The organism is Paenibacillus glycanilyticus, from assembly GCF_023715145.1.
In the GTDB taxonomy this organism is placed as follows: Bacteria; Bacillota; Bacilli; order Paenibacillales; family Paenibacillaceae; genus Pristimantibacillus; species Pristimantibacillus glycanilyticus_A.
On sequence record NZ_JAMBNP010000004.1, the window covers coordinates 437,919 to 461,499 of the forward strand.

Sequence of the window (23,581 nt, forward strand, 5' to 3'; positions counted from 1 at the left end):
GATCATTTCACTCCTTGGTTCTATTGCGTACCTTGTTGGGCGAACTGCTTTGAGTAGGTCTCTCGCGCAAAGACTGGAAAGGAGAGCGAATGAAGATATCCTTCCAATCCTTTGGTTCAAACGGAGCTACGGGATTCAAATAAGACGTTCCCATGCTTGTAAGACCGCTTAAATGGATGACGATTGCCGCGATACCAAATACCAACCCCAAATTGCCTAGTAAGCCGGTCAATAAGATAAGACCAAATCGTATTAAACGAATGGAAGCGCTCATCACATAGCTTGGGATAACGAAGGAAGCAATAGCCGAGGAAGCTACCGCAATGATGAGGATATTGCTCGTTAATCCCGCCTGTACGGCGGCTTGCCCAATAACGATACCGCCTACGATACCGATTGTTTGACCGATTTTGGTCGGAAGTCTGGCTCCCGCTTCACGCAGCAGCTCGATGGTCACTTCCATGAGAAGAGCTTCATATAAAGGGGGAAACGGCACCCTGCTTCTGGATTCGGTTAAGGTCATCAGCAGGTTCTCCGGAATCATCTCGTAATGAAATGTGGTGACCGATACGTATAAAGCCGTAAAGCTGATTGTAATGACGAAGGCAACGAAACGAAGCAATCGGATTGCGCTGCCCAGTATCCAACGCTGATAATAATCGTCGGAAGAAGAGAAAAACTCAAAAAACGAGGTGGGCAAGGTGAATGCGGATGGGCTTCCGTCCACAATACCGGCCACACGCCCCGCTACCAGCTTGGATACTATCGCATCCGGCCGCTCGGAAGTCAGAAACTGCGGAAAGATCGATAGTTTGTTATCATCCATGTACTGAATCAGCATATTTGTGTCAAGCATGGCATCTACTTCTATCTTCTCGATCCGCTTCTTCGCCTCTTCGACAAAGTGCATATTTGCGAGATCCTTCACATAGAGCAGATAAACGTCCGTTTTGGTGACCTCGCCAACTGACAGCTTCATCACTTTCAGATGGGAGCTCTTCAATCTGGAGCGGATCATGGCGAGACTAGTGTTTACTTGCTCGGTGAAGGCATCATGCGGTCCCGTAATAACCGTCTCTGTCTCGGACTGGCTGATCGACCGATTCTCCGGACTATAGGCATTAAAAGCATAAGCATTCTTCCCGTCAAACACCGCAACGCCGCCAGATAATATTTCTAATACCAGATCCTTGCTTTTTGTAATTTTGAAAGGCTCCAAATGCTGCAGCATCTTCGCTACTTCTTCCGCATCACCGCTAAGCAAAGGACTTAAGATATGCCGGCTTAGCTTTTCCTTATCGATCATTTGATCGAAGTAGATGAGATCGATCCGATGCTTGGGAAACGCTGAATGTGTAATATCGCTGCAGTCCCGAAACTCCTCTAGCATGTGCTCAAGTGTCGGCTCCTGAGGCTCCTGTTCAGGCGGAGGAAGCTGCTCTTCCTTACCGGGATTCTTCCTCGAATCCTTGATCATCATGGTTCGCAATACTTGAGAAAATGTCATTTGCACACCTCTGGTAAGGATAGGATAGTTCTTATTTTGCATAATCTTCCTTAAAATTAACCAAAAAAAACCGCGATCATTGATCGCGGCTTCGACTTAATATAGATTCACGTCTTGCTGAACCTTAACCTGCAATTCGCCTTGCTCCGATACGGAGTCTATGCTGACATCTGCTTTCCCCTCATAACCTTCTTCTATATAACCGATCACCATAATTTCCTGTTGACCCTGCTCCCCTTCGTAAATGAGGTTAATGGACCCTTCCCCGAAATTCTTGGGATCCACATGGATGGTACGAACGGAATCGGCTTCCATGCGGAATGTCTTCGTACCGTGAGGGAAGGTCATAACCAGCTCCGGAATCGATTGATCGAGTTTATTGTGTACGGTAATTCGGAAGCCATTCTCGTTGTGACGCGCCAGGACCATAACAGCCATTATAAAAAGGATAATAACGATCAGATAAGATTTGCGCATAGTTTCCTCCTTCTCTCTCCTATTTAACAGTTTATTATGTATACGATATTCCTATTTGGCCGGCACCGAGAATCCGTATTTCACGAATATGTCGATAGCTTCCTGTGATTGGAGATAGTCGTAGAAGTCCTCCGCTTCCTTATTATGCTTTGTTGCCTTCACGATCCCGATTGGATATTGAATAGGCGTATAGGTTTGCGGGTCTACGGTAAACGCAATCTTCACTTTGTCCGAGGTCAAAGCATCCGTCTTGTAGACAAATCCCGCATCCGCATTGCCTGTTTCCACGTATTGAAGCACTTGCCGAACGTCTTTGCCTTGCACGGCTTTGGCTTGCAGCGTATCCCACAGCTTCGCGTTCGTTAATGATTCTTCGGCATAATTGCCTGCCGGTACGCTTTCCGGAATGCCGATGGCAACATGCTTAATTTCGGCTTTGGTCAAATCCGCTTCGCTTGCCAGAGCTGCCCCGCTATCGTCAGGCACCACCACAACAAGCTCATTGCTCAACAGATTGGTTTGTTTGCCCGTATCGATCAGCTGCTTATCGACAAGCGCCTGCAGGTTCTTCACGGCAGCGGACAGGAACAGATCAGCAGGTGCTCCTTGTTCAATCTGCTGCTGCAACGCACCGGAAGCGCCAAAGTTGAAATTCAGCTTTACGTTCGGATTTTTGTCCTCGTACGTTTTCTGAATGTCGTTAAGCGCATCCGTCAGGCTGGCCGCTGCGGATATGGTCAGCGCAACCTGAGCTTGTGCTTCTCCATTGCCTTTGTTGTTGGCATTGCCGCATGCTGCCATGATCACCATCATGATAACTAGACTTAACAAAACTAGACTGCTTACTCCTTTTCTCCTCATCCTATCCCCTCCAAAACACATCTAATTATATCTATTTATAACCACTTTATATCACATATCATTTACCATTCCAATATAAATCTGCTGATTCAACAATCGGAAGCTACCCTGATATGTTACAATATGGTCAAACCGTTGAATAGAAGGTGACTTGTCTAATGGCCGACGATATATCCTATACGACTGAAGAGATCGCCCATATTCTTAAAGTATCCAAGCTTACCGTGTATGATCTGATCAAGAAAGGCGAGCTCCAATCCTACCGTGTAGGCAAGCAAATGCGGGTGGATTCCTCCGACTTGGAGGCCTATAAGCAGAGCACGAAAAGCACTCCAAAATTAACCGAGCCGTCTGCCGCGATTATCCCGTCCGTTCCCTCTTATCCGCCCAGCAGCAGCCGTCCGATAGTCATTACGGGGCAGGATGTCAGCCTTGATCTATTAGCTACGCATCTGGAAAAGCATGTCCCCGGCGTTCGTCCGTTGCGTTCTTATGTAGGCAGTCTGGACAGCCTGTTCTCCATGTATAAAGGGGAATCGGATATTGTCAGCACGCATCTGCTGGATGGCGACTCGGGAGACTATAATCTCCCTTATATCCGAAGACTCTTAATTGGTTCTTCCTATAAAGTCGTGAATCTGCTCAAACGGCGTGCGGGTCTGTACGTCGCGAAAGGAAATCCCCACAAGCTCGGAAGCTGGGCAGATCTTGGACGCCGGGCTTAAAGCTGGTCAACCGCGAGAGAGGCTCCGGTGCCCGCGTTCTGCTGGATGAACAGCTGCGTCTGCACGGCATACAACCGGTTGAATTGTCAGGGTATGAGCTTGAGGAAAGCAATCATATCGGCGTTGCCGGCAAGGTAGCTTCCGGAGAGGCCGATGTGGGGGTTGGCATCGAGAAAGCTGCCGTTATCGTGGGCAATGTCGATTTTATCCCTCTTATTCAAGAGCAATATGATCTTGTTCTGCTGAACAAACCCGAGAATTCGGCATGGATCTCAGCCGTGATGAACATTTTAAACTCTACCTCCTTCCACAAGGAGCTTCGATCGATTTCCGGCTATGATCTGTCTCTAACAGGCCAGATTTTGTACGAAACCTGAATAACGAAGAACGGCCTTGGAGCATAAGCACTAAGCACCAAGGCCGTTCTTTTTATTTCTCGTCTTCGCTCGTAATCGCGAATAACAGATGGTCTTCCCAAATCCCGTTAATCTTCAAATAGCGCTGCGCTAAGCCTTCCTGCCGGAAGCCCGCCTTTTGCAGCACGCGGACCGAGCGTTCATTTCTTGGCATAACGCCTGCTTGAATGCGGTGCAGGTTCAGCTCGTCAAACGCCTTGCGAACGATCAACGACACTGCCGCGGTCGCGTATCCCTGTCCGTTATGAGCCTCATCAATGAAGTAACCGAGATACGCGTTCTGGAACGCGCCTTTGGACACTCCGGTCAGAGCGATCCTGCCAATCAATTCATCGAACTCCGGTAAGAATATCCCGTAAATGTAAGCCTGTCCCTGCTCCGCAGCAGCTTCGCCGTTGGCAAGCTCCTTCGCTTGCTCTTCGATTGTATAATGCTTCTCGTCCCGAACCGGTTCAAACGGCTGGAAGAACGCACGATTTCGCAGTCTAAGCTCAAGCAGCGCTCTGGCATCGCCCGGTCCGATTGTTCTTAATTCAATCCGGCTGCTTTGCATGGCTTATTCCTTCGACCGCTCTACCTTATGGACAAACTTGTCCATCAGCTGCTGAAGGACTTGCAAGATAGCAAAGTCGTTTAATCTTCCCTCATCATCAAACTTCATGTGCGCTTGGGAGAGCTTAAGCTCCGGACGGTTAACCGGATCCATATCAAGCGCGAAGATCAATTGGCGCATGTTGGTTTGCGCACGAGCGGTACCGCCCGGCCCCATAGTAGCTCCCATAACGGCAACAGGCTTACCGGCAAGCGGAGCCCCGATGCTTTTCCGGGATACCCAGTCTAGCGCATTTTTCAGAACGCCTGTAATCAAGCCGTTATATTCCGGTGTACTAATCAGAAAGCCGTCAGCGGAGCTGCAGAGCTCGGCGAATTGCTTTACGGATTCCGGCAGTTCCTCCTCCAGATCCTGATTATAAAGCGGCAGGTCTCCTAGATCGGCGTAGGTGTATGTATAGGTTTCCGGTAGGAACAACGCCGCATTTTTTAATAAAGTCTTATTCATGGAGGCTTTGCGCAGGCTGCCCGTCAGGCCAACAATATGATAGGATTGCGTCATGATGATAAATCTCTCCTTCTCGGTTACTTGTACGGTGCAAATATACGCACCACTTAAGATTAACCGATTTCATCCTCCTCGTACATAGCGGCCTCGCGGTCGCGGATATGCCGGCGCAGGATCGATGCAAGCTCTCGGTCTATGGTTCCTTTCTCGTAAAGGGACTGAACCTCGTCACGCTCGGCTTGAATCGCGCTCCAATGCAGCTCTTTCCGCGCTTCATTAAAATCATCCGTTTTATTCTTCGAATGTACCGGCATTTCCTTCATCCTGCTAATAATCTGATGATAATAAGCGGTTACGCATTCCGTTGGATCGTCCTTCGCTTCCGGCTCGCATCTGGCATCCATCTCTTCCAGCACGGCTTCCGAGCATTGCAGCCTAAGTCCCCGAAGCGCATTAATATCAGCTTCCGTGAAAGCCAGCTTATAACCGCTGCCGCTGAAGCTCGCCTTAATTTTATTCCATAATCCCTTGAGGACCATCTTCCACAGATGAAGACGGTTAGCGAGTATCATCTCAATCTGATCAAGCATTTTGAAATAGAAATTCGCGTGCTTCTCGCTGATTGCCCCCTTCTCTAATTGCTCATCCACATATTTCCGCTCGATATCAAGCGCTATAATCCGCATCTCAAGCTCCTTCTGACGACGATTAGGAAGCGGACGGTTCTGATTCTCGATCATCTCCATTTGCAGAATCATCCTGCGGTATTCGGCTATAACGGACTCGATCGCCTCCTCATTGGCTTCATGGCTCACATGCTCCAGATGATGGATCGCAGCCCCCATCACTTTCATTTGCCATTCCCGTTCTTCATGGGCTTTCTCGGATTCATCCGCAATTATTCGTTTCTTCGCGATGATCGGCAACAGAATGCTCGCCGTCAACAGCGACAGCAGAATAATAAAAGCAGCCAGGAAAATAATGAGATTCCTCTGCGGGAACGGGTTCCCGTTGTTAAGCAGCAAAGGAACCGAAAAGGCACCGGCAAGCGTAACCGCGCCTCTCACGCCGGAGATCGTCGTAAGAATAAGCACCTTGAAGCTGAGCTTATCTTTGCCAAACCAGGTAAACAAAAAGGTCCATACAAAGCGAAGCACGAGCAAAAGAACAAATATAATGATCGCATAACCGATTACAACGACATTATTAAATCCGGGATCCTTGAAAATCACCGAAGTGACCTCGGGGATTTGAATGCCCAGGATAACGAAAACAAGCCCGTTCAGTATAAACAGAATAACCGACCAAGTATTCACGGATACCGACTTCAGCCTTGGCATGCTGTGATCCACCTTATCATCCTCTATGGCATGTACAATCCCGCCGGCTACCGCCGCCAGAATGCCGGATACCCCAAGCTCTTCAGCTACTAGATAGAGAAGGAACGGCGTTACAAGCTGGAGCAGCATATGCATCGTCTCATCCTCAAGCCCCGCCCTCCGGAGCAGTTGACGGATGCCGATAATTAGAAAAGCCAGCACTGCGCCTACCAGCAGCCCGCCAACAGCGATGACAATAAAGCTGAAGGTGGCCTTATGCCAGGAAAAAATGCCGGTCAAAGCGGCCGCGGTCGCAAATTTGAACGCTACAAGACCAGATGCATCATTCATTAAGGCTTCGCCTTCCAGCAATCGCATCAGGCTCTTGGGCAGTTGAATCCGACCGGCTAACGCACCTACGGCAACCGCGTCCGTTGGCGACAGGATCGCTGCAAGGCCAAAGGCTGCGGCAAGCGGAATGGAAGGAATCATCCAGTGAATGGTATAACCGATGACAAAGACCGTCACGAAGACCAGACCTACAGACAGGAGCAAAATAGGCGCGCGCAGGCGCCAAAGCTCGTCGCGCGGCGTATTTTTACCGTCATTGTACAAGAGCGGAGCGATAAACAGGATGAAGAATAGTTCAGGCTCCAGATGCAGATGAACCCCGAATGGAATAACGGCAATGACCGCCCCCAGCGCAATTTGGATAAGAGGAACCGGAACGAATGGAATATAGCGATAGATCACATTTGAGACGCCAATCAGGACAAGCATAACAAGCACGATAATAAAGATTTCCAAGCGGTTACCTCCATTCTTTTCTATACAAAAGGGATCAGACGCCCGATGCGTGAGATCCCTTTTTGTTTTCCTTAAGCGTTTATCTTCCCATATCCGTCAAGCCGGGAGCGTGCTCGTTTGGCAGCTCCGGATTATACGGCACCGGGTAGCCTTCCGGAGGCGGAATCACCTGCAGGTCTCCGCCGTTGCGGCTAGGCGACTTGCCGCTGTATACTTCGGCAATTCGTGTATCGTCTAACCGGAAGTTGAACTGTGCATTGTGGAAGCCCATATCCACGTATTTCCGGCATTCCGGATATTTGTTGATGTCGTAATTCGGTACAGGGAACAGATTGCCCCAGCTTACGCCAAGTGTTTCAAGCGCCTTTGCGAAGGCATTCTGATGGGCATTATCCCGTACAATCAGGAAAGCGATCGTCTCCCTGAACGCTTTATTGGAGCTCATCTCGTAGATGCGGGACTTCTGCAATACCCCCGTCGATTCGAGCAGCAAATTATCCAGAAGATCCGCAATCAGATTGCCGTGGTTGTAGACCCAGTTGCCCATCCAGGGGTTGCCTCCGGCGTCAACCGGCAGAGAGGCTTGCGCGCCTACAATAAAGTGATGCGGATTCGCATGTTTAAGCGCTTCGTCAAGCGGAGCCCCATCTACTCCAGCATTACCCGGAATTTCTTCCCCTGAACCAGTCAGCAGCTGATTTATCGTGGTCTGCACAAGCTCGACATGGCTGATTTCCTCCAGGAACACGCCTCTGATCAGATCGCGGTATTGCGTTGCTTTCCCTCTAAAATTCGTGCTTTGGAAAAAATACTGCATCATCGTGCGCATTTCGCCGTAATGACCGCCAAGCGCTTCCTGAAGCACCTTTGCCGCTGCAGGATCCGGCTTATCGGGCACTATCATATTAATCAAATCTTGCTTGTAGAAATACACGGTTTATCCCCCTTATGTTGGCTTAAGCGCTAATAGCATGTGCCGCAGGAGAGTATTTCATTCTGTGGCAATGATTATGGTTGTGCACGTGATAAACGTACAAATAATGGACAAAAAGAAAAGAAACCGCGGTTGCCCGCGGTTTCTTTTCTTTTCCCTACGCTTCTTCTGCAGCCAGAAGAACCTTATCGCCCTGTTTGATTGTACCGGTCTTCACGACGGAAGCATACACGCCAAACTGCAGGTTGAACTCTTCATTCACTTTTCTGAGCAAGGATGGATCCTTTACCTGCGTGTCCGGGTCCATCGTAATCAGAACGCAGCGCTGACAGAAGCTGTCCACCTGCAGCTCTACGTCCCCTATCTTCAGCTTGCGTCCGAGCCATTCCCCCTCCGTGATGGCATCATCACTAACCTTCACAACAAAATTCGCCCGGAAGCGCCGTTCATCAAGCTCCTTCCCCCATGTTTCCTGCAGCTTGTTCAAGGAACCATCGGTAATGATCAGAATGCTTGCACCGTCAACGGAGAGCAGCTGCGGATGCTCCGGATGCGGCTCCTTCACGTCGGACATCGTCAGGCGCGTTTTCGTCTGGCTCTGAATTTCTTCTAATAATAGCGTATCCCAGTTGTACTCTTGGCCGCCCGGTGCCTTCACTCGAATCTCGCCGTTATTATAAGTCGCTTGATAATTCAGCATATTAGGGAGGTTTCGAGCCGTTATGTATTTATACCAATCCTTCTTGGTCTCATCGTAGAAGGTGACAAACCGATCTCCGAGCAAACCATAGGGTTCAATCACGCATTCCTCAAGCTTCTCTCCCGCAAATGATTTTACCGGATACCGGTATATGTCCTGAATCTCGCCAATCTGCACGTTCATGCTCCTTTGTTGATTTTTTGGTATTTAATAGATCCATTCTAATTGAAGTTGCAGCAAAACAAAAAATGGTTATTATTTAATCATCCGGCGTTATAATGGAAGTCTAATTCTATTTCTATTCGGAGGGATCATTATGAAAGCCATTATCATCAATGCCCCAGGGGCTCCAGATATATTTACGCTGGCAGAAATGCCGGTTCCACAGCCGGGTCCTGGAGAAATCCGCGTTCAGATCAAAGCGATAAGCCTTAATCCGGCAGATTACAAAATGGCTGCAAACGGCCATCCGGCATGGCAGTATCCTTTTATTCCGGGTCTGGATGCAGCTGGAATCGTAGACGCTGTAGGCGAAGGCGTTACGAAATGGGAGGTTGGTGACCGCGTCGCCTATCACGGGAGCTTCATGAAGCCAGGTACCTATGCCGAATACGGCATTACAACGGCACGCACCGCTGGCCGTATGCCGGAAGGGCTCTCTTTCGAGGAAGCGGCCGCCTTCCCATGCGCCGGACTAACCGCCTATCAAGCGTTAATCGAGAAATTAAACGTCAAAGCCGGACGTTCCATCCTGATTCATGCCGGTGCCGGCGGCGTTGGCGGTTATGCCATTCAGCTTGCGAAGCTGCTTGGAGCATCTCCTATTCTGACGACGGCTTCCGAAGCAAGCAGGAACTATGTCGAGCAGTTAGGCGCCGACGTTGTTATTGATTACAATACGGAGGATGTAGCTGCCCGGGTAAAGGAAGCAACCGATGGACTTGGCGCAGATTACATTTTAAATTCGATTAACCGCGCTACTGCCCAGACTGATCTCTCCATGCTTGCTTTTGGCGGACAATTAGCCTGTATAGCCGGCGCTCCGGTAACCGTGGCCGACTTCCAGCCTTCCCATAAAACGTTCACCGTTCATAAAATGATGCTCAGCGGCGCTCATTTGTCGGGAGACATCCGCGCGGAGGAAGAGCTGGCCTTGATGACCGAGGAGTTCATGCAGCTCCTTGTCGACAAGAGGATAGATGCCATGATCGAAAAAACAATCAGCCTGGAGGAAGTGCCGGCCGAGCTTGCACGCCTGTCCCAAAGACATGTCCGCGGCAAGATTGTAGCCGTTCTTTAAGACAGGAGGGCAACTCGTGAACATTAAAGAATCCGGCTTGATTTTATTTGTAGAGAATTATCCCGCTGCTCTCGATTTCTACACGCATCAACTAGGATTGCCTGTCCGTGAACAACAACCGGAGCTTACCGTGTTTCAGTTCGGGAACAGCTACCTGATGGTAGAGAAAGGCGGTGCGGCCTCCCCTGCCGCAAAGTCCCGTTCTCAGAATCCGACCGTTCTCCGCCTTGACGTCGAAGATTTCGAGCAAACCGTACAAGAGCTAAGAAATCGTCACGTAACAATAGAGGTTTCAACTCATAGCTGGGGAATTATTGGTATCTTATTGGACCCGGACGGCAATCGGATAGAGATTAAGAAGCACGGAATATCATCGTTGTAATTGCTCCAGCAGCTCGACCAACCGTTTATACTGCCACTCCCGCTCGCGGTCTGCGGCAATAACGGCCTCCGTCTTTTCTGTAAAATCCCGGATCGCCGTAGCCGCATAAGCCGCCGCGTGCACAGCATGACTGGCCACATGGGCCGTTGCTGCCGCATGCCCGGCTGCCCGGGCGGCGCGTGAGGCTGCGCTGCTTGCCGCGATGACATCTCGTGCTGCGGCATGTGCGGCAAACGCTGCTTTGCGCGCGGCCGACATGGGCATTTCCCCCTTCGACCAGGCGCGGGCCGCAACAATAGCTTCCTTCATCCTATTATCCTGAGTCAGGATTACTTCAAAGCAGTGCCGGACTCGCTCCGCGCAATCGGCAGCCCATAGGGCCAATACGCGATGATCCACTTGCTTGACCAGGTCGGCAATACGTCTGTCCTGACCAATCAGCCCCTTCATATATCGTTTACCTGTCGAGAGTCATTTTGTTCCATTGTCCTTCGATCTCCTTTATTTGACGCAAATGATGTCGAGTATGCATATCAATCAGCTCAAACCACTCACTGGCGTTCAGCCAGCCAAATCCGCCATGTCTCACTTTGGATTGGGGATCAAGAAGAGGAATCTGCTTATCCCAATCTCTCATTTTCTCTATTAAATGATTCAGATGCTCCTGATGCTCCGCATTGGTCTTGCTATCGTCCGGACTGTATTCCATGCCCTCCGGCAGCTTGATCTTTATTGGCGGAAAGGCGTTGGCACGGAACAGCTCCTCACCTGCCGTTGTTTTTCCGAGCGGCTGCGCACAGTCAGACACCAAGCATTGCTGCATATTGTCCAAGTACTCTAGTGCCACGTCCACAATGTGAGAATAGACCTGGCCAATAGACCAGGATTCCGGCTTTATCCGGTAACGCAGCTGTTCGACGGAATAGGAATCAAGCCGGTCTTGATAAGTATTTATAACGTCCAGCCCTTTCATTGGCCACCTCTTTATAACGTTATCTTCTAATTCCATTATATATCGTTTATCCGTAAGGATCATCTCCAAGTTCGATAGGCTGTTTGTTATTAAAAATATGCCGTTCCTCCAATCCCGATTCCAAAGTGCATTCATCTCTTCCTGGAATAAGAAAAGACGCACTTTCCCTCAAGGAAAAGTGCGTCTCGCTATTAAAATAGCAGGCTTCGGAATTTGTTGCTTTTAATCCGGATTATAGCACCGCTTTTGCGGAATCAACCGCTGCGGCAAGTGCTTTCCTCCAGCCTCCGTAGGAGGTAATATCTTCTGCTCCAACAGTTCCGTACGCTTCGCATATGAAACCGGGAACTATCGTTCCGTCTGCCAACTCAACCTTCCCAATTCCTAGGGGAGCCGGAATAGCCGCCGTAAACGATCCGAATGCCGCAAGCGGCATCTCCCAAACCTCCACTTCAATGGAAGCTCCGCCTTGAGGAAGCTTAAGAAGCCCTGGCTTGGGCGGAACGGTCTGCAGCTTCATCAGCTTGTAGGCAGGAGAAGTCCGATCTTCCCGAACGAAGACTGCGCCATGCTCCAGCATCTGGCGTTCGAGCGGCAGTCCTCGCATATGAAGCCCGCATACGGCAACAAGAGTGGAAGGCTCTCGTTCTTGTTCCCGTGCCGCGCGGATGGTCTCGGCCAGCTCGAACAGCATGCCTTCTTCGCCGGATCCGGCAAACAGCGTTATGCCAAACGGCAAATCCGCCGCCGCTTCACCGGACGGAACAGCCAGCGCGCTTAAATCTAGCAGGTTGCAATGATTCGTATAGAGCCCCATCGCGCTGTTTGTTGCAACCGGGTCTTTGGCCACCTGTTCGCGCGTCCAGGTTCCTCCTGCTGTAGGCATGACAAGCACGGCATCCCGGAACAGCTTCTTAGCCTCCAGCTTGTAGCCTTGCAGCTTATGAAGAGCGGTGAACACGGACGCGGCATCAAACTCCGGTTTGGTCGCGTTTCGAAGCACCTTCTCGGTAACCGGGAAAGTCGCGCCAGGATTGGCCTCAATAAAGGAGCCTAACGCTGACCAGCGCTCCGCTACCCACGGTCCTTCATATAATAGGGCGGCTGCGGACTGGAACAAATCTATGGAAACATATTGCACAGGAAGCTTCATTGCCTCCAATTGCCTTACCGACTTCTCCCAGGCTTTCCGATACCCATCCGCAAATGGTCCGTAGAAAGTCAGCGGACCTTCGGGAAGCAGCAATTTTGCAGGCAGCTTTCGCTCTCCCGCGCTGATCTCCTTGGACCAGGGATCATCCGGCTGAATGCCGCGAACGGCTTGGTCAACAAGGATGGCATCCTCCAGATTATGGGCAAATACCGTTACGCAGTCCAGACTCTCGCATGCCGGCACAACCCCTTTGCTTGGCCATGCGCCTACGCTTGGTTTAAGACCAACCAGATTATGAAGGGCAGCAGGCACCCTGCCCGAGCCGGCTGTATCCGTTCCGAGCGAAAATACCGCATGTCCGAGAGCAACCGCAACGGCCGAGCCGGAGCTGGAACCGCCGCTGATCAGCTCGGGACGAAGCGCGTTATGCGTCTCGCCGTATGGACTTCTGGTCCCGACCAGGCCCGTTGCGAATTGGTCGAGATTCGACTTCCCGACGGGGATCGCCCCCGCCTCGACAAGACGTTCAACCACTGCCGCATGCTCAGCCGGCAAATAGGAGAACTCCTCGCAGCCCGCTGTTGTTGGCATGCAGGCAACGTCGATATTATCCTTGACCGCGAACGGAATTCCCCACAATGGCAATTCCGCTCGATCAAGCTGATTGAGGCGATCCAGATAACGCTGGATGAAAGAAAGCGATGGCGCCGTAATCCAAATATGCTTCTCTTTATCGGACTCCGCGCGTTCGATAATCACTTGAATCACATGCTCGGGCGTCAAGGTGCCGTTTAAGTATCCTTCGCGCAGCGAAGAGATGGTCATTGGCCATTGGAGTTCACTCATACGCGGCTCAGCTCTCTTTCCGATAATTTCGCAATTCCTATTATCAATTGACCGGCGTTTACGCCGTCGCCCGGTTTGACATGAACGGAATGTACAACCCCGTCAAACGGAGCGCTTTGGGAGAATTCCATCTTCATCGATTCCACGATAATAAGAGAATCGCCTTTTTTAATCGAATCGCCAGGATTTACGAGCACCTTCCAGACACTGCCCGGCATCGAGCAAGTCATGGCATCCACGCCAGTCGGCAGCTCTTCATCGTTTACGGGCTTGGATGAATCCTGCTCCGATACGTACTCCGCAAGTCCAAGCTCCTTCCAGCGATCGCGCTCTTCATTAAACGCCTGCTGCTGCTGGCTGCGGAATTGACCTGCGCTCTCCTCAGTGGATTCGAGGAACCGCAAGTACTCGCCAAGATCAAAGGTCGTCTCCGTAATCTCTGCTTCAAAGCGACCGCGCGGGAAATCTTCCCGAAGCTGGAGCAGCTCTTCCGCAGATACCGGATAGAATTGAATCTGGTCAAAGAAACGGAGCAGCCATGGCTTGCCGGCCTTGAAGCTTTCCGTTGAACGGAGCTTATTCCACATTTGAATCGTACGGCCAACAAACTGATAGCCGCCGGGACCTTCCATGCCGTATACGCACATGTAGGCTCCGCCGATTCCTACGGCGTTTTCCGGTGTCCATGTCCGTGCCGGGTTGTACTTCGTTGTCACAAGCCGGTGGCGCGGATCTATTGGAGTAGCAAGCGGCGCACCCAGGTATACATCGCCAAGACCAAGAACGAGATAGCTTGCGTCAAAAACAATGCGCTTTACATCATCCATGCTTTCCAATCCGTTTACGCGCCGGATAAACTCCAGGTTGCTCGGGCACCAAGGCGCATCCGGACGAACATTCTGCTGGTAACGGTCGATGGCCAGCTGGGTAGCCGGGTCATCCCAGGATAACGGAAGACGGACAATTCGAGACGGCACGCGGATCGATTCCAGCGGCGGCAGGCTGCTGTCGATGGCAAGCAGCTGCTTGGCTGCCTCAAGGACACTCATCCGTTTGGCATCAATATGCACCTGCACGGAACGGACGCCTGGCGTAAGATCAAGTACCGGAATAACCCCGTTGTCGCGGATAGCTTCAATAAGTGCATGCACCTGGAAACGGAGAAGCAGATCCAGCTCCAGAGAGCCGTATTCGACAAGCAGATTCTCGTCGCCGCTGCAGCGGATTGTAATGGGGAATTTCTTGCCTTCTTCCACACGGTACAACACCGGATATTCCGGCGAGAAGGAATCGTGAAGCTCCGGCAAGCCAACTGCATGAAGCTCTTCGGCTCTGCCCTCTTCAATGGCAACCAGCATCGCTTCCTGCTGCTTGCGAAGCTCATCAGCCTCCTCCAGCGTGACAAGCTGGAAGCGGACTTTGTCGCCGGGATGCAGCTGGCCCAGCTTCCAGAACTCAGCCGAAGCCGTAGTTACCGGACAGACAAAACCGCCAAGGGATGGGCCGTCCGGACCAAGCAGAATCGGCATGTCGCCGGTCAGATCGAGCGTTCCGACCGCATAGGCGTTATCATGAATGTTGGAAGGATGAAGCCCAGCTTCACCACCGTCTTCTCTCTCCCACAGAGGCGCCGGGCCAATCAGGCGTACGCCGGTTCTTGAGCTGTTGAAATGCACCTCGAAGCTTGTATTCGCCAGCTGTCCCAAATATTCCGGCTTCAGGAATTCGCTTGTGCAATGCGGTCCCGGAATGACGCCAATGGTCCATTCGCGGGATATGGCGGGCTGGAGCTGACTTGGCAGCGAAGGCTGCACGTTAATCAAATCCGCCCCGTGATGACGGTTGACCCCAAGCACGTCTCCGGTGCGAAGAGCGCGGCCCCCATGTCCGCCAAAGCCTCCAAGCGTAAAGGTTGCGGCACTCCCGAGAATAAGCGGCATATCGAATCCGCCTTCAATAAGAAGGTACGTTCGAAGACCGGCCTCCGATTCCCCAAAGCTCAGTACTTGACCGCGCACCGCTTTAATCGGCGTATACATCGGAACGGCAGCGTCATCCAAAGCCGGCTTCATGTCAGCGCCGGTTACGCAGAACAGCATGCTGTCCCGGAATTTATAGGAACCGCCGCGCAGCGTCAGCTCAAGACCGCTTGCCTGATCGGCGTTGCCAAGCAGCTTATTGCCGATTCGGAAAGCGAGCGGATCCATTGGTCCGCATGGCGGCACGCCTACATCCCAATGTCCAACCCGTCCCGGATAGTCTTGAACCGTCGTCTGAATGCCGCCATCGAGAACCTCGAGCGCGGATTCTGAAGGCGCAAAGCCGTTCAGCATCTGCGTAAATACGTCTCCCGATGCGAATTGGTTCTCATCCAGAAGCGCCTGTACGTATTGAAGGTTCGTTGTAATGCCATAAAAACGCGTCTCGCTTAATGCCTGCTTCAGCTTAGCGATCGCATCCTCCCTGTTGTCGCCATGCACGATAACTTTAGCCAGCATCGGATCGTAAAGGGTTGTGATCGTAATCCCGTCGCGTACCCAGGTTTCAGTACGCGCCTCGCGCGAGAATAAAGCCTGATCCAGCTGACCTGCGCTTGGACGGAATTGCTGCAGGCAGTCCTCCGCGTAAATACGAGCTTGAATACTATGTCCTTTGGACTCCGGAACCAAGGATTCGAGGCCGCGCAGCTCGCCGGCTGCCTCCTTCACCATCCATTCCACGAGATCAAGGCCAAGCACTTCCTCCGTAACCCCGTGTTCTACTTGCAGACGCGTATTTACTTCAAGGAAGTAGAATTTGCAGCTGGAAGGATCGTACAGGAACTCCACCGTTCCCGCGCTGCGGTAACCAGCAACTGCGGCAAGACGCTTCGCGCAGGCAAGAATTTCTGTCCGGACTTCAGCCGGGAATTGAGGTGCGGGACTCTCCTCAACGACCTTTTGATTGCGTCGTTGAACGGAGCAGTCGCGTTCGCCAAGAGCTACAACTTCGCCAAATCCGTTGCCGAAAATCTGCACTTCAACGTGGCGGGCTTTGGCGATGTATTTCTCCAGAAACATGCCGCCGTTTTTGAAATTCGCTTCAGCAAGATGGCGTACGCTGTCAAAGGCAGCGCGCAGCGCTTCTTCGTCCGCGCAGACCCGCATGCCGATCCCGCCGCCGCCAGCCGTGCTTTTCAGAATAACAGGATAACCAATCTCCGCAGCATGAGATACCGCTTCGTCCAGCTCGGTTAAAAGAGGCGTACCCGGCAGAAGCGGAACATTCGCTCTTTCCGCAAGCTCGCGTGCGGAATGCTTGAGGCCAAAGGCTTCCATTTGCTCCGGAGTTGGTCCGATGAAGGCAATGCCGTTCTCGCGGCATGCACGGGCAAAGTCGGCATTTTCGCTCAAGAAGCCGTAACCCGGGTGAATCGCTTCCGCGCCGGTGTCTTTGGCAATCTGAAGGATAAGTTCCGCGTTCAGGTAGCTTTCCTTAGCCGGTCCTTCGCCCAGAAGCACCGCTTCATCTGCTTGATCGACATGAAGACTGTCCTGATCCGCTTTCGTATATACAGCAACGGAGGCAATTCCCATCTTGCGCAGGGTTCTTTCTATGCGGACAGCGATAGCTCCCCGGTTGGCAATCAGTACTTTTGTGAACATAATGACCTCTCCTCTTCTCCCCGAATGTCTAGCTGTTCCAGATCAGGACGCGAACCGGCGTCGGATTATAGGCGTTGCAAGGATTGTTAAGCTGTGGACAATTACTGATGAGAACTGCCGTACGGCCAACAGATTGCATCTCGACATACGCACCGGGCGAAGAGACGCCGTCGTCAAACTTCAGTCCGCCTTCAGGAGTAACCGGTACATTCATGAAGAAGTTCACGTTGGGAGCCAGGTCTCTCTTGCCGTATGGCTCGCCCCGCTGAGCCAGCTGCAGCATAAACGTGTCCCGGCAGTTATGCATGTGCAGCTTCTCGTGCGCGTAGCGAACGGTGTTGCTTTGAGCGGAACAGGAACCGCCTACGGTATCGTGACGGCCGCAAGTATCGGCGACGATCTTCACCAGTTCCTTGCCCGATTCGGCGAGCAGCACCGAGCCTGTTGTTAAGTAGATGTTCTGTTGATTCGTTATGGTAGCGACTGCGCTGTAATGGTCCTCCGGGTTATCGGCATCGAAGAACAGCGTATCCGCCGCTTGATTTCCTTCCAGATCCACAATGCGGAGCACCTGACCGGGCTCTAGGTCATACATCCAGCCATCCCCTGCCAAAATCACTTCATTATAGATCGCTGTCTCAGGCAAGCGCGCGCTTTCTACTCGGTTAAAGCTTCCCATGGGTTGTATCCTCCTCAAATGAATTGTGAAACAATTCATGCTTCGTAAGCATTCACTTAATAAATTGCGAAGCGATTTATACTTCGTAAGCATTCGCTTAATGAATTGTGAAACAATTCATTCTTCGTAAGCATCTGTTCAATGAATTGTGATGCCATATATGTTGAATGTTCGTAATATTCCGACGATTACAGCTCGAGCAATTGATGATAGCTCCATGTATTCTCAAAGGCTCTGCGGTTTTCCGATCTGTAGTTCAAGCAATAATCCTCGTCGCTTACCGCCTCTGCTTCCGTTACCTCCATGCTTACGGGAACCGATGGATACTCGCTTCGCGGATCCAGGGGGTTTGGCGTGTTGGACAACACGATCAATACGTCCATCTCCGTACGAAGTACGACCGAAGCGCCAGCAGGGCAATGATCAACCTCATAATGCATTTGGCCTTCACGGTCCACGTACACCTTGGAGAACAGATTTACGACCGGCGACAAGTCTCTTACGCCAAGCCCATTGCGCGTCAGCTCGACCGCGAAATTCTCCTGACCCGAACGAAGCCATTCATTGCGAAGCTCCTGATAGGTCGTTTTCCCGTACTTGCGGTCAGTGTGAGCTCTTGTCGTGTAGCCGCTGATCGTATCATGCCAGCCCAGGCTGTCCTCCGCGATGCTCGCGAGCACCCGGCCGTTATCGCTCATCAGCGTATTGCCTCTTGTCAGATGCGCGGTATATTGCGCCTTCAGCGAATCCGGCATATTGTAGCGTTCCGTTAAGTCTTTCGCGTTAAAAAGCATAATCGACAGGTTTGCTCCTGCTTCCAGTGCGGTGAACCGGATTAGTCTGCCGCGTCTTACGACTCCCGACCACTTCTCCCCCGCGCGAACCGATGTTTTCCAGATGCTGCTCATCGCAAATCCCCCTTAAGAAACTTATAAATTCTTAGAATAAAAAAAGCCCGGGAGAATGATCTCCCAGGCTTTTATCCTTCCGTGTCATATGGCGGCCTGCTCTTTCAAGCTTCTGCCATACGCCGTCTCTCGGACCAGCCTTGACTTTACACTCGTCAACGGAACCCTAGACAGCATTGTCGTTCTGGGTGATGTAACCTGCCAGAACTCTTATTCAGATGTAATGATTGCTAACATAGCCCAAGTATAAGTGGATTGTTTTTCCGTGTCAATATACATCACACAAAAAAATTATTTAAATTCAGACTCCATGGCCGCATTTGCCGGAAAGAGCGAATTCGTGTTAGCTTCTCTCGCTTCACGCGACTTTCTCGTCCGGATCAGGTAGTAAGTTACGCCAAAGACAAGCCATATACAACCGAGCAGCAGCGCCTGGGAATCCAGCAGCGTAATCAACCAGATAATGAACGACGCTCCGATCAGCGGGAAGATCAAGTATTGGAACGTTTGCTTCAAGGAACGTTGTTTGCGCTTAATGTAACATTCGATAATGACGGAGATGTTAACAAACGCAAAGGAAGTCAAGGCACCAAAGCTGACGAATTTGACCGCCATATCCAGACTGATGACGAGCGCAAGCAGCGAAATGATGGATACCAGCACGATATTGTTAACCGGCGTGCGGTATTTCGGGTGAAGAGCGCCAAAGAACTTTTTCGGCAGGATGGAGTCGCGGCCAAGCACGTACATCAGACGCGATACGCTTGTAACGGAAGTCAAGCCCTGCGTGAAGATTGCAAAAATTAAGACCGTTGTAAAAATAGCTCCCAGCGTTGCCCCTCCCGCCAGCTTCATCAGCTCAAAGCCAGCCGAGTCGATATTGTTGAATGTCAGGTTAGGATATCTCACCTGGATCAGAACGGATGTGGTGATATAGAGAATGCTCGCGATCAGAATGATGAGCATAATGGCTCTAGGGATCGTCTTCTTCGCGTTAATCGTCTCCTCGGACAAGGTCGAGACCGTATCAAAGCCAAGGAATGAGAAGCAGATGAGCGAAGCGCCGGCTAGCAAGGTCGATAACCCCGCATCCATGTGTGTGAACGGAAGCACCGCATCCTGTACGCCAGACAGTCCTTTGAACATATAACCGCAGAACAGCGCGATAAACACGATTTGGAAGAGAACGAACAGCTTGCTTAAGCTTGCGGAGAATTTAATGCCTGCAATATTGACAACAGCGAGAATGACATTCAGCAGAATAATCCAGACGTAAGCCGGTACTGCAGGGAATTGGGCATTCAGATAAATGCCGAAGGTCAAACATGCGATAATCGGGGAGAACAAGTAGTCCAGCAGGATCGCCCAGCCTACCGTAAAGCCGGGAATAGGATGCATCGATTTCTTGACATACGTATAAGAGGAACCCGATCCCGGGAAGATTTTGGCCATAATGCTGTAGCTGTAAGCCGTGAAGAAGATCGCTACAATCGACAGCGAGTAAGCTTCCGTAATCATGCCGCTCGAAGCATCATACGCAATTCCGAATACCGAGAAGTAAATCATTGGCGTCATCCAGGCAAGCCCAAGAGCAACAACTTGAACGAGCGTAAGTGATTGGCGCAGTGTAATTTCTTGTTTCATCTCCATACTCCTCCCTTTATCTGGACAAAAATAAAAAGCCGCGGGAAGATATTGTTCATATCCTCCCGGGCTTTTCTCCCTCCGTGGACACAGCCGGCCGGCCGTGCGTCCTCTCTCGGACCAGGCCAGCGGAGATGCCGCTGCGGAACCCTAGAGAACAATTGCTTTTCAGTTGTTCGAACTTAGGTCATCTAAGCTCACATGCGTCGCTTCAACTTGATGTTATTTAATATAACATGAAATTCATGGTTTTCAAGAGCTTTTTTGAATTTTTTTATTTTTGTGTTCGATTTGTTCACATTAAAGCACTTTCACTACCATTCACAGCAAAAAATAAGAGACTTGCTCCCGGGAGGAAGAGCAAGCCTCTATCCATTCAATCATTTCCACACAACACGCCATTCGGCCATGTCGGATGCAAGAATAATCCCTTGCGATCGGATATATTCCACCGCCGGCTCTGCCATATCCGCCGAACCCTCATAGGAGTATCGGCTTCCCTCGAAAACTATCGTATTTGCCTCCTCCGCCCGCACGATAGCTGTTCATCACCACCGAATATTCATCTGTACTGACGAGCTCCTTGCCATTGCGCTCAAGCTTCGTTAACCTTTCTCCGACAGGCAATGACAGATCAATGTCATATTCAATCCCCTACCACATGTCATAATTGTAATGTTGGGGCTTGGGTACGAGATATTCCTCGCTAACCGTTGGTTGCCCTGCTTGATCGAGGGCAAAGTACGCTGCGGTATGCTCCAGCGCTTGGCGGATATCCCAGCCGGTTAGCCGGAGAACACTTAGCGTATTCGGATAAGCAAAGGCTGACAGCACCTCTCTCATCGTAATAATAGTCCAAAACCTGTCGTCTCCTCACTAAGCAATGAAGCCACGGACAGCTCAGCGCCTGACGCCGCAAGCTGAACCTGATGGATGAACTGAATAAAAGGATGCGGGGCTATTCGGCATTTGAATGGTTCCGTGATTAATAAATCTCCTTGAGATCGGCCATTCGGCTGATCCAGCCACCCTTGCTTCAATGATTCCACTTTTCCCGTCATTGCCATCACTTGTTCATCCGCCGCCGTATTTGGATCAGGTTCCAACAAACACGCAGACTTTGAATAAATCCTCCATTGCCCCTATTTCCGTTCGAATTGAACCTTGATTTGGCCGAGTGCCTGACCATTGCAGCCCGACTGCACGATTGAGACTCCATTCAGTTCTCCCGCCAGCTTGCGATGCTGGTGACCGGTTATTAGGACGTCAATCCCCGGCACTTCCATACAGATCGCATAGGCCTGATTCTCGCCGGTTAATCGCTCTGCAGCATGACCAAGCTCTAAATCCCGTTCAAACCCTCCGTGATAGCTGACAATGAACAGATCCGGCTGTTCAATCTCTCGAATATAAGACGCCCTAACCTTGGCCGTGTTCAGAACATCCCGGAACTCCAAGCCTGCAATATGACTGGCAAGCTCCCAATGCGGAATATAATGGGTTGTTATTCCCAGAATCACAACCTTCAGGTTACCATCCAGCCATTTGACCAGATAAGGCTGCCCAAATGCGGGCTCCTCCGTGTCCGCATTTACAATATTGGCTGACAGCCACGGGAACTCGGATGTATCTGCCGCAGCCCTAAGCTTGTCCCAGCCAAAATTAAACTCATGATTTCCCGGAACCGCAGCATCATATCCAAGCCGTTCATAACAGCTATACACGGATGAACCTCTGCAGGATTGGCTGCGGCATAAGCCGCAATCGGCGAGCCCTGCAGCATATCCCCATTATCAATGAGTAACAAATTTTGCGTTTTGCCCCTCTCTTCTTTAATCCTCGCTGCCAGCTTAGCTAAGCAGGACGGCTTCTCTTCTCCCGTCCGATAATCTACCGGATGAATGTATCCGTGAATATCGCTTGTTGCCAGAATGACGCAGGATGTTTTCTTCCGATCCACAGGCCGCTCTCCTTACCTAATTGGAATATCAGCGTTATTGTAACAAAGCATTAATATCCAAGATATTACTTAATAACCAATTTACAAATACTTATCTCCGCTTTGACCTTCCGTTAATAGAGATTACCTATAGTGAACGAGTATTAAAAATATAGAAATATTTGGAGGGTTTGGAATTGAAGAAACTGCAACTGATCGTTTTGCCCCTGTTATTGCTTACGCTGCTGATGAGCGCCTGCGGCAATAACAACACAAATGCAAACGCCAATGAAGCGAATGCCGCTAGTCCGTCTAACTCCGCATCTACCGAACCGTCTCCAACGCCAACACCTGAAGAGAGCAAAGCGCCGGAAGGCTATGTGCCAACCGAGCTGACCGTCCAATTCGTTCCATCGCAAAATGCCGACACGCTTGAAGCGAAAGCAAAGCCGCTCGAGAAGCTGCTGAGCGACAAGCTTGGCATCCCGGTAAAAGTCAGCGTTTCGACCGACTACAACACGATTATTGAAGCTATGGCTTCGAAAAAGGTTGATGTTGGCTTCCTCCCTCCAACCGCTTATGTATTGGCGAAAGAAAAAGGAGCTGCCGAGGTTATGCTGCAAGCTCAGCGTTTTGGCGTGGACGACGCTACCGGCGCTCCTACTACGGACCTCGTGGATAACTACAAATCGATGATTATTGTAAAAAAAGATTCGCCTATTAAAACCATTGCGGATCTCAAAGGCAAGAAAATCGCTTACCAGAACGTGACTTCCTCCGCCGGTTATGTATGGCCTGCCGCTGCCCTGATGGACGCAGGTCTTGACCCGCTGAAGGATGTGCAGCCGGTAACCGTGAAAGGCCATGACCAAGGCGTTCTGGCCGTATTGAACGGCGACGTTGATGCCGCTGCTATTTTCCAGGATGCGCGCACCATCGTACAGAAGGATTATCCGAAAGTGTTTGAAGACACTCGCGTTCTTGCTTTTACGGAACCCATTCCCAACGATACGATCAGCGTCCGCTCCGATATGAACGCGGATTGGTTCGCAAAGATTCAACAAGCTTTTATCGATATCGGCACGGATACGGAAGGACATCAGATTATTTTCGACGTGTATTCCCATCAAGGTTACGTGAAATCGGATGACCGTGTATTTGATATCGTTCGCCAGTATAACGAAAAAGTAAAAACCGAGTAGCTCCCGTAAGCGAATGATTAATCAGGCTTCGGACAAGCCAGTACAAACGCCGCCGGCGGCTTGTACTGGCTTGTGCCGTTATTCAAAACTATCTAAAAGGATGGT

General features: G+C 50.9%; 20 protein-coding genes, 2 pseudogenes and 2 riboswitches. Of the genes and pseudogenes, 4 read left to right on the forward strand and 18 right to left on the reverse strand.

All coding sequences use genetic code 11. From position 1 onward, the window contains the following. Positions 1-7: 7 nt before the first annotated feature. From M3194_RS14455 to modA, 3 genes are all read right to left on the reverse strand, one after another. Complete coding sequence (locus M3194_RS14455; protein ID WP_251654774.1) at positions 8-1,507, reverse strand: spore germination protein; 1,500 nt, start codon at positions 1,505-1,507, stop codon at positions 8-10. 96 nt (positions 1,508-1,603) lie between these two features. After that, positions 1,604-1,984 (reverse strand): hypothetical protein, encoded by a 381-nt coding sequence (locus M3194_RS14460; RefSeq protein WP_251654775.1) that lies wholly within the window; start codon positions 1,982-1,984, stop codon positions 1,604-1,606. A gap of 51 nt (positions 1,985-2,035) precedes the next feature. After that, complete coding sequence (gene modA, locus M3194_RS14465) at positions 2,036-2,845, reverse strand: molybdate ABC transporter substrate-binding protein (protein WP_251654776.1); 810 nt, start codon at positions 2,843-2,845, stop codon at positions 2,036-2,038. 158 nt (positions 2,846-3,003) lie between these two features. Between modA and M3194_RS14470 the strand changes: the two are divergent. Next, a pseudogene (locus M3194_RS14470) lies at positions 3,004-3,947 on the forward strand (substrate-binding domain-containing protein). Positions 3,948-3,999: 52 nt separating this feature from the next. On the opposite strand, the gene M3194_RS14475 reads toward M3194_RS14470, so the two are convergent. The 5 genes from M3194_RS14475 to M3194_RS14495 form a co-directional block, all read right to left on the reverse strand. Beyond that, a complete protein-coding gene (locus M3194_RS14475; RefSeq protein WP_251654777.1) occupies positions 4,000-4,539 on the reverse strand; it encodes a GNAT family N-acetyltransferase in 540 nt (179 codons plus the stop codon). Positions 4,540-4,542: 3 nt separating this feature from the next. Next, entirely contained in the window at positions 4,543-5,100 is a 558-nt protein-coding gene (locus M3194_RS14480; protein WP_251654778.1) for an NADPH-dependent FMN reductase, read from the reverse strand. A 59-nt stretch (positions 5,101-5,159) separates the two neighbouring features. Further along, positions 5,160-7,172, reverse strand: a complete 2,013-nt coding sequence (locus tag M3194_RS14485) for a Na+/H+ antiporter (RefSeq protein WP_251654779.1) — start codon at positions 7,170-7,172, stop codon at positions 5,160-5,162. 79 nt (positions 7,173-7,251) lie between these two features. Next, entirely contained in the window at positions 7,252-8,106 is an 855-nt protein-coding gene (locus tag M3194_RS14490; protein ID WP_251654780.1) for a manganese catalase family protein, read from the reverse strand. Positions 8,107-8,263: 157 nt separating this feature from the next. Next, positions 8,264-8,989 carry an MOSC domain-containing protein gene (locus tag M3194_RS14495; protein WP_251654781.1) on the reverse strand — a complete coding sequence of 242 codons (726 nt, stop codon included), beginning with the start codon at positions 8,987-8,989 and terminating at the stop codon, positions 8,264-8,266. A 133-nt stretch (positions 8,990-9,122) separates the two neighbouring features. Between M3194_RS14495 and M3194_RS14500 the strand changes: the two genes are divergently transcribed. Both M3194_RS14500 and M3194_RS14505 read left to right on the forward strand, forming a co-directional pair. Beyond that, the gene (locus M3194_RS14500) at positions 9,123-10,106 is read left to right on the forward strand and encodes a zinc-binding dehydrogenase (protein WP_251654782.1); all 984 of its coding nucleotides are present in this window, start codon (positions 9,123-9,125) and stop codon (positions 10,104-10,106) included. Between the two features lie 16 nt (positions 10,107-10,122). Further along, positions 10,123-10,488 (forward strand): VOC family protein, encoded by a 366-nt coding sequence (locus tag M3194_RS14505; RefSeq protein ID WP_251654783.1) that lies wholly within the window; start codon positions 10,123-10,125, stop codon positions 10,486-10,488. On the opposite strand, the gene M3194_RS14510 is transcribed toward M3194_RS14505, so the two are convergent. The 10 genes and pseudogenes from M3194_RS14510 to M3194_RS14555 form a co-directional block, all read right to left on the reverse strand. Further along, complete coding sequence (locus M3194_RS14510) at positions 10,477-10,938, reverse strand: putative immunity protein (protein ID WP_251654784.1); 462 nt, start codon at positions 10,936-10,938, stop codon at positions 10,477-10,479. The genes M3194_RS14505 and M3194_RS14510 overlap by 12 nt on opposite strands. 7 nt (positions 10,939-10,945) lie before the next feature. Next, complete coding sequence (locus M3194_RS14515) at positions 10,946-11,461, reverse strand: DinB family protein (protein WP_251654785.1); 516 nt, start codon at positions 11,459-11,461, stop codon at positions 10,946-10,948. 232 nt (positions 11,462-11,693) lie between these two features. Continuing rightward, a complete protein-coding gene (gene atzF / locus M3194_RS14520; RefSeq protein WP_251654786.1) occupies positions 11,694-13,460 on the reverse strand; it encodes an allophanate hydrolase in 1,767 nt (588 codons plus the stop codon). Then, positions 13,457-17,104 (reverse strand): urea carboxylase, encoded by a 3,648-nt coding sequence (uca, locus tag M3194_RS14525; protein WP_251654787.1) that lies wholly within the window; start codon positions 17,102-17,104, stop codon positions 13,457-13,459. The genes atzF and uca overlap by 4 nt, the downstream gene beginning before the upstream one ends. A 28-nt stretch (positions 17,105-17,132) precedes the next feature. Beyond that, positions 17,133-17,783, reverse strand: coding sequence for an urea amidolyase associated protein UAAP2 (locus M3194_RS14530; protein ID WP_251654788.1), 651 nt, complete (start codon positions 17,781-17,783; stop codon positions 17,133-17,135). Between the two features lie 188 nt (positions 17,784-17,971). Next, positions 17,972-18,691: an urea amidolyase associated protein UAAP1 gene (locus tag M3194_RS14535; RefSeq protein WP_251654789.1), complete on the reverse strand. Its 720-nt coding sequence runs from the start codon at positions 18,689-18,691 to the stop codon at positions 17,972-17,974. Between the two features lie 58 nt (positions 18,692-18,749). After that, positions 18,750-18,872, reverse strand: a riboswitch (guanidine-I (ykkC/yxkD leader). A gap of 110 nt (positions 18,873-18,982) precedes the next feature. Beyond that, complete coding sequence (locus M3194_RS14540; protein ID WP_251654790.1) at positions 18,983-20,335, reverse strand: APC family permease; 1,353 nt, start codon at positions 20,333-20,335, stop codon at positions 18,983-18,985. A 60-nt stretch (positions 20,336-20,395) separates the two neighbouring features. Continuing rightward, a riboswitch (guanidine-I (ykkC/yxkD leader) is annotated at positions 20,396-20,500 on the reverse strand. Positions 20,501-20,815: 315 nt separating this feature from the next. Then, a pseudogene (locus tag M3194_RS14545) lies at positions 20,816-21,178 on the reverse strand (5'-nucleotidase C-terminal domain-containing protein). Further along, positions 21,175-21,405 (reverse strand): hypothetical protein, encoded by a 231-nt coding sequence (locus M3194_RS14550; protein ID WP_251654791.1) that lies wholly within the window; start codon positions 21,403-21,405, stop codon positions 21,175-21,177. Before M3194_RS14550 ends, M3194_RS14545 begins: the two are co-directional and overlap by 4 nt. A gap of 72 nt (positions 21,406-21,477) precedes the next feature. Next, on the reverse strand, positions 21,478-22,059 hold the full coding sequence (locus M3194_RS14555) for a metallophosphoesterase (RefSeq protein ID WP_251654792.1): 582 nt from the start codon (positions 22,057-22,059) through the stop codon (positions 21,478-21,480). Between the two features lie 463 nt (positions 22,060-22,522). Here M3194_RS14555 and M3194_RS14560 point away from each other — a divergent pair, with 463 nt between their 5' ends. Continuing rightward, the gene (locus tag M3194_RS14560) at positions 22,523-23,476 is read left to right on the forward strand and encodes a phosphate/phosphite/phosphonate ABC transporter substrate-binding protein (RefSeq protein WP_251654907.1); all 954 of its coding nucleotides are present in this window, start codon (positions 22,523-22,525) and stop codon (positions 23,474-23,476) included. Positions 23,477-23,581: the final 105 nt, after the last annotated feature.

Coding starts and splice junctions, on each gene's coding strand:
- M3194_RS14510 (WP_251654784.1), bottom strand. CDS start 10,938: ATGAAGGGGCTGATTGGTCAGGACAGACGTATTGCCGACCTGGTCAAG.
- M3194_RS14455 (WP_251654774.1), bottom strand. CDS start 1,507: ATGACATTTTCTCAAGTATTGCGAACCATGATGATCAAGGATTCGAGG.
- M3194_RS14460 (WP_251654775.1), bottom strand. CDS start 1,984: ATGCGCAAATCTTATCTGATCGTTATTATCCTTTTTATAATGGCTGTT.
- M3194_RS14540 (WP_251654790.1), bottom strand. CDS start 20,335: ATGAAACAAGAAATTACACTGCGCCAATCACTTACGCTCGTTCAAGTT.
- M3194_RS14560 (WP_251654907.1), top strand. CDS start 22,523: ATGAGCGCCTGCGGCAATAACAACACAAATGCAAACGCCAATGAAGCG.
- atzF (WP_251654786.1), bottom strand. CDS start 13,460: ATGAGTGAACTCCAATGGCCAATGACCATCTCTTCGCTGCGCGAAGGA.
- M3194_RS14495 (WP_251654781.1), bottom strand. CDS start 8,989: ATGAACGTGCAGATTGGCGAGATTCAGGACATATACCGGTATCCGGTA.
- M3194_RS14475 (WP_251654777.1), bottom strand. CDS start 4,539: ATGCAAAGCAGCCGGATTGAATTAAGAACAATCGGACCGGGCGATGCC.
- modA (WP_251654776.1), bottom strand. CDS start 2,845: ATGAGGAGAAAAGGAGTAAGCAGTCTAGTTTTGTTAAGTCTAGTTATC.
- M3194_RS14500 (WP_251654782.1), top strand. CDS start 9,123: ATGAAAGCCATTATCATCAATGCCCCAGGGGCTCCAGATATATTTACG.
- M3194_RS14530 (WP_251654788.1), bottom strand. CDS start 17,783: ATGGGAAGCTTTAACCGAGTAGAAAGCGCGCGCTTGCCTGAGACAGCG.
- M3194_RS14480 (WP_251654778.1), bottom strand. CDS start 5,100: ATGACGCAATCCTATCATATTGTTGGCCTGACGGGCAGCCTGCGCAAA.
- M3194_RS14535 (WP_251654789.1), bottom strand. CDS start 18,691: ATGAGCAGCATCTGGAAAACATCGGTTCGCGCGGGGGAGAAGTGGTCG.
- M3194_RS14515 (WP_251654785.1), bottom strand. CDS start 11,461: ATGAAAGGGCTGGACGTTATAAATACTTATCAAGACCGGCTTGATTCC.
- uca (WP_251654787.1), bottom strand. CDS start 17,104: ATGTTCACAAAAGTACTGATTGCCAACCGGGGAGCTATCGCTGTCCGC.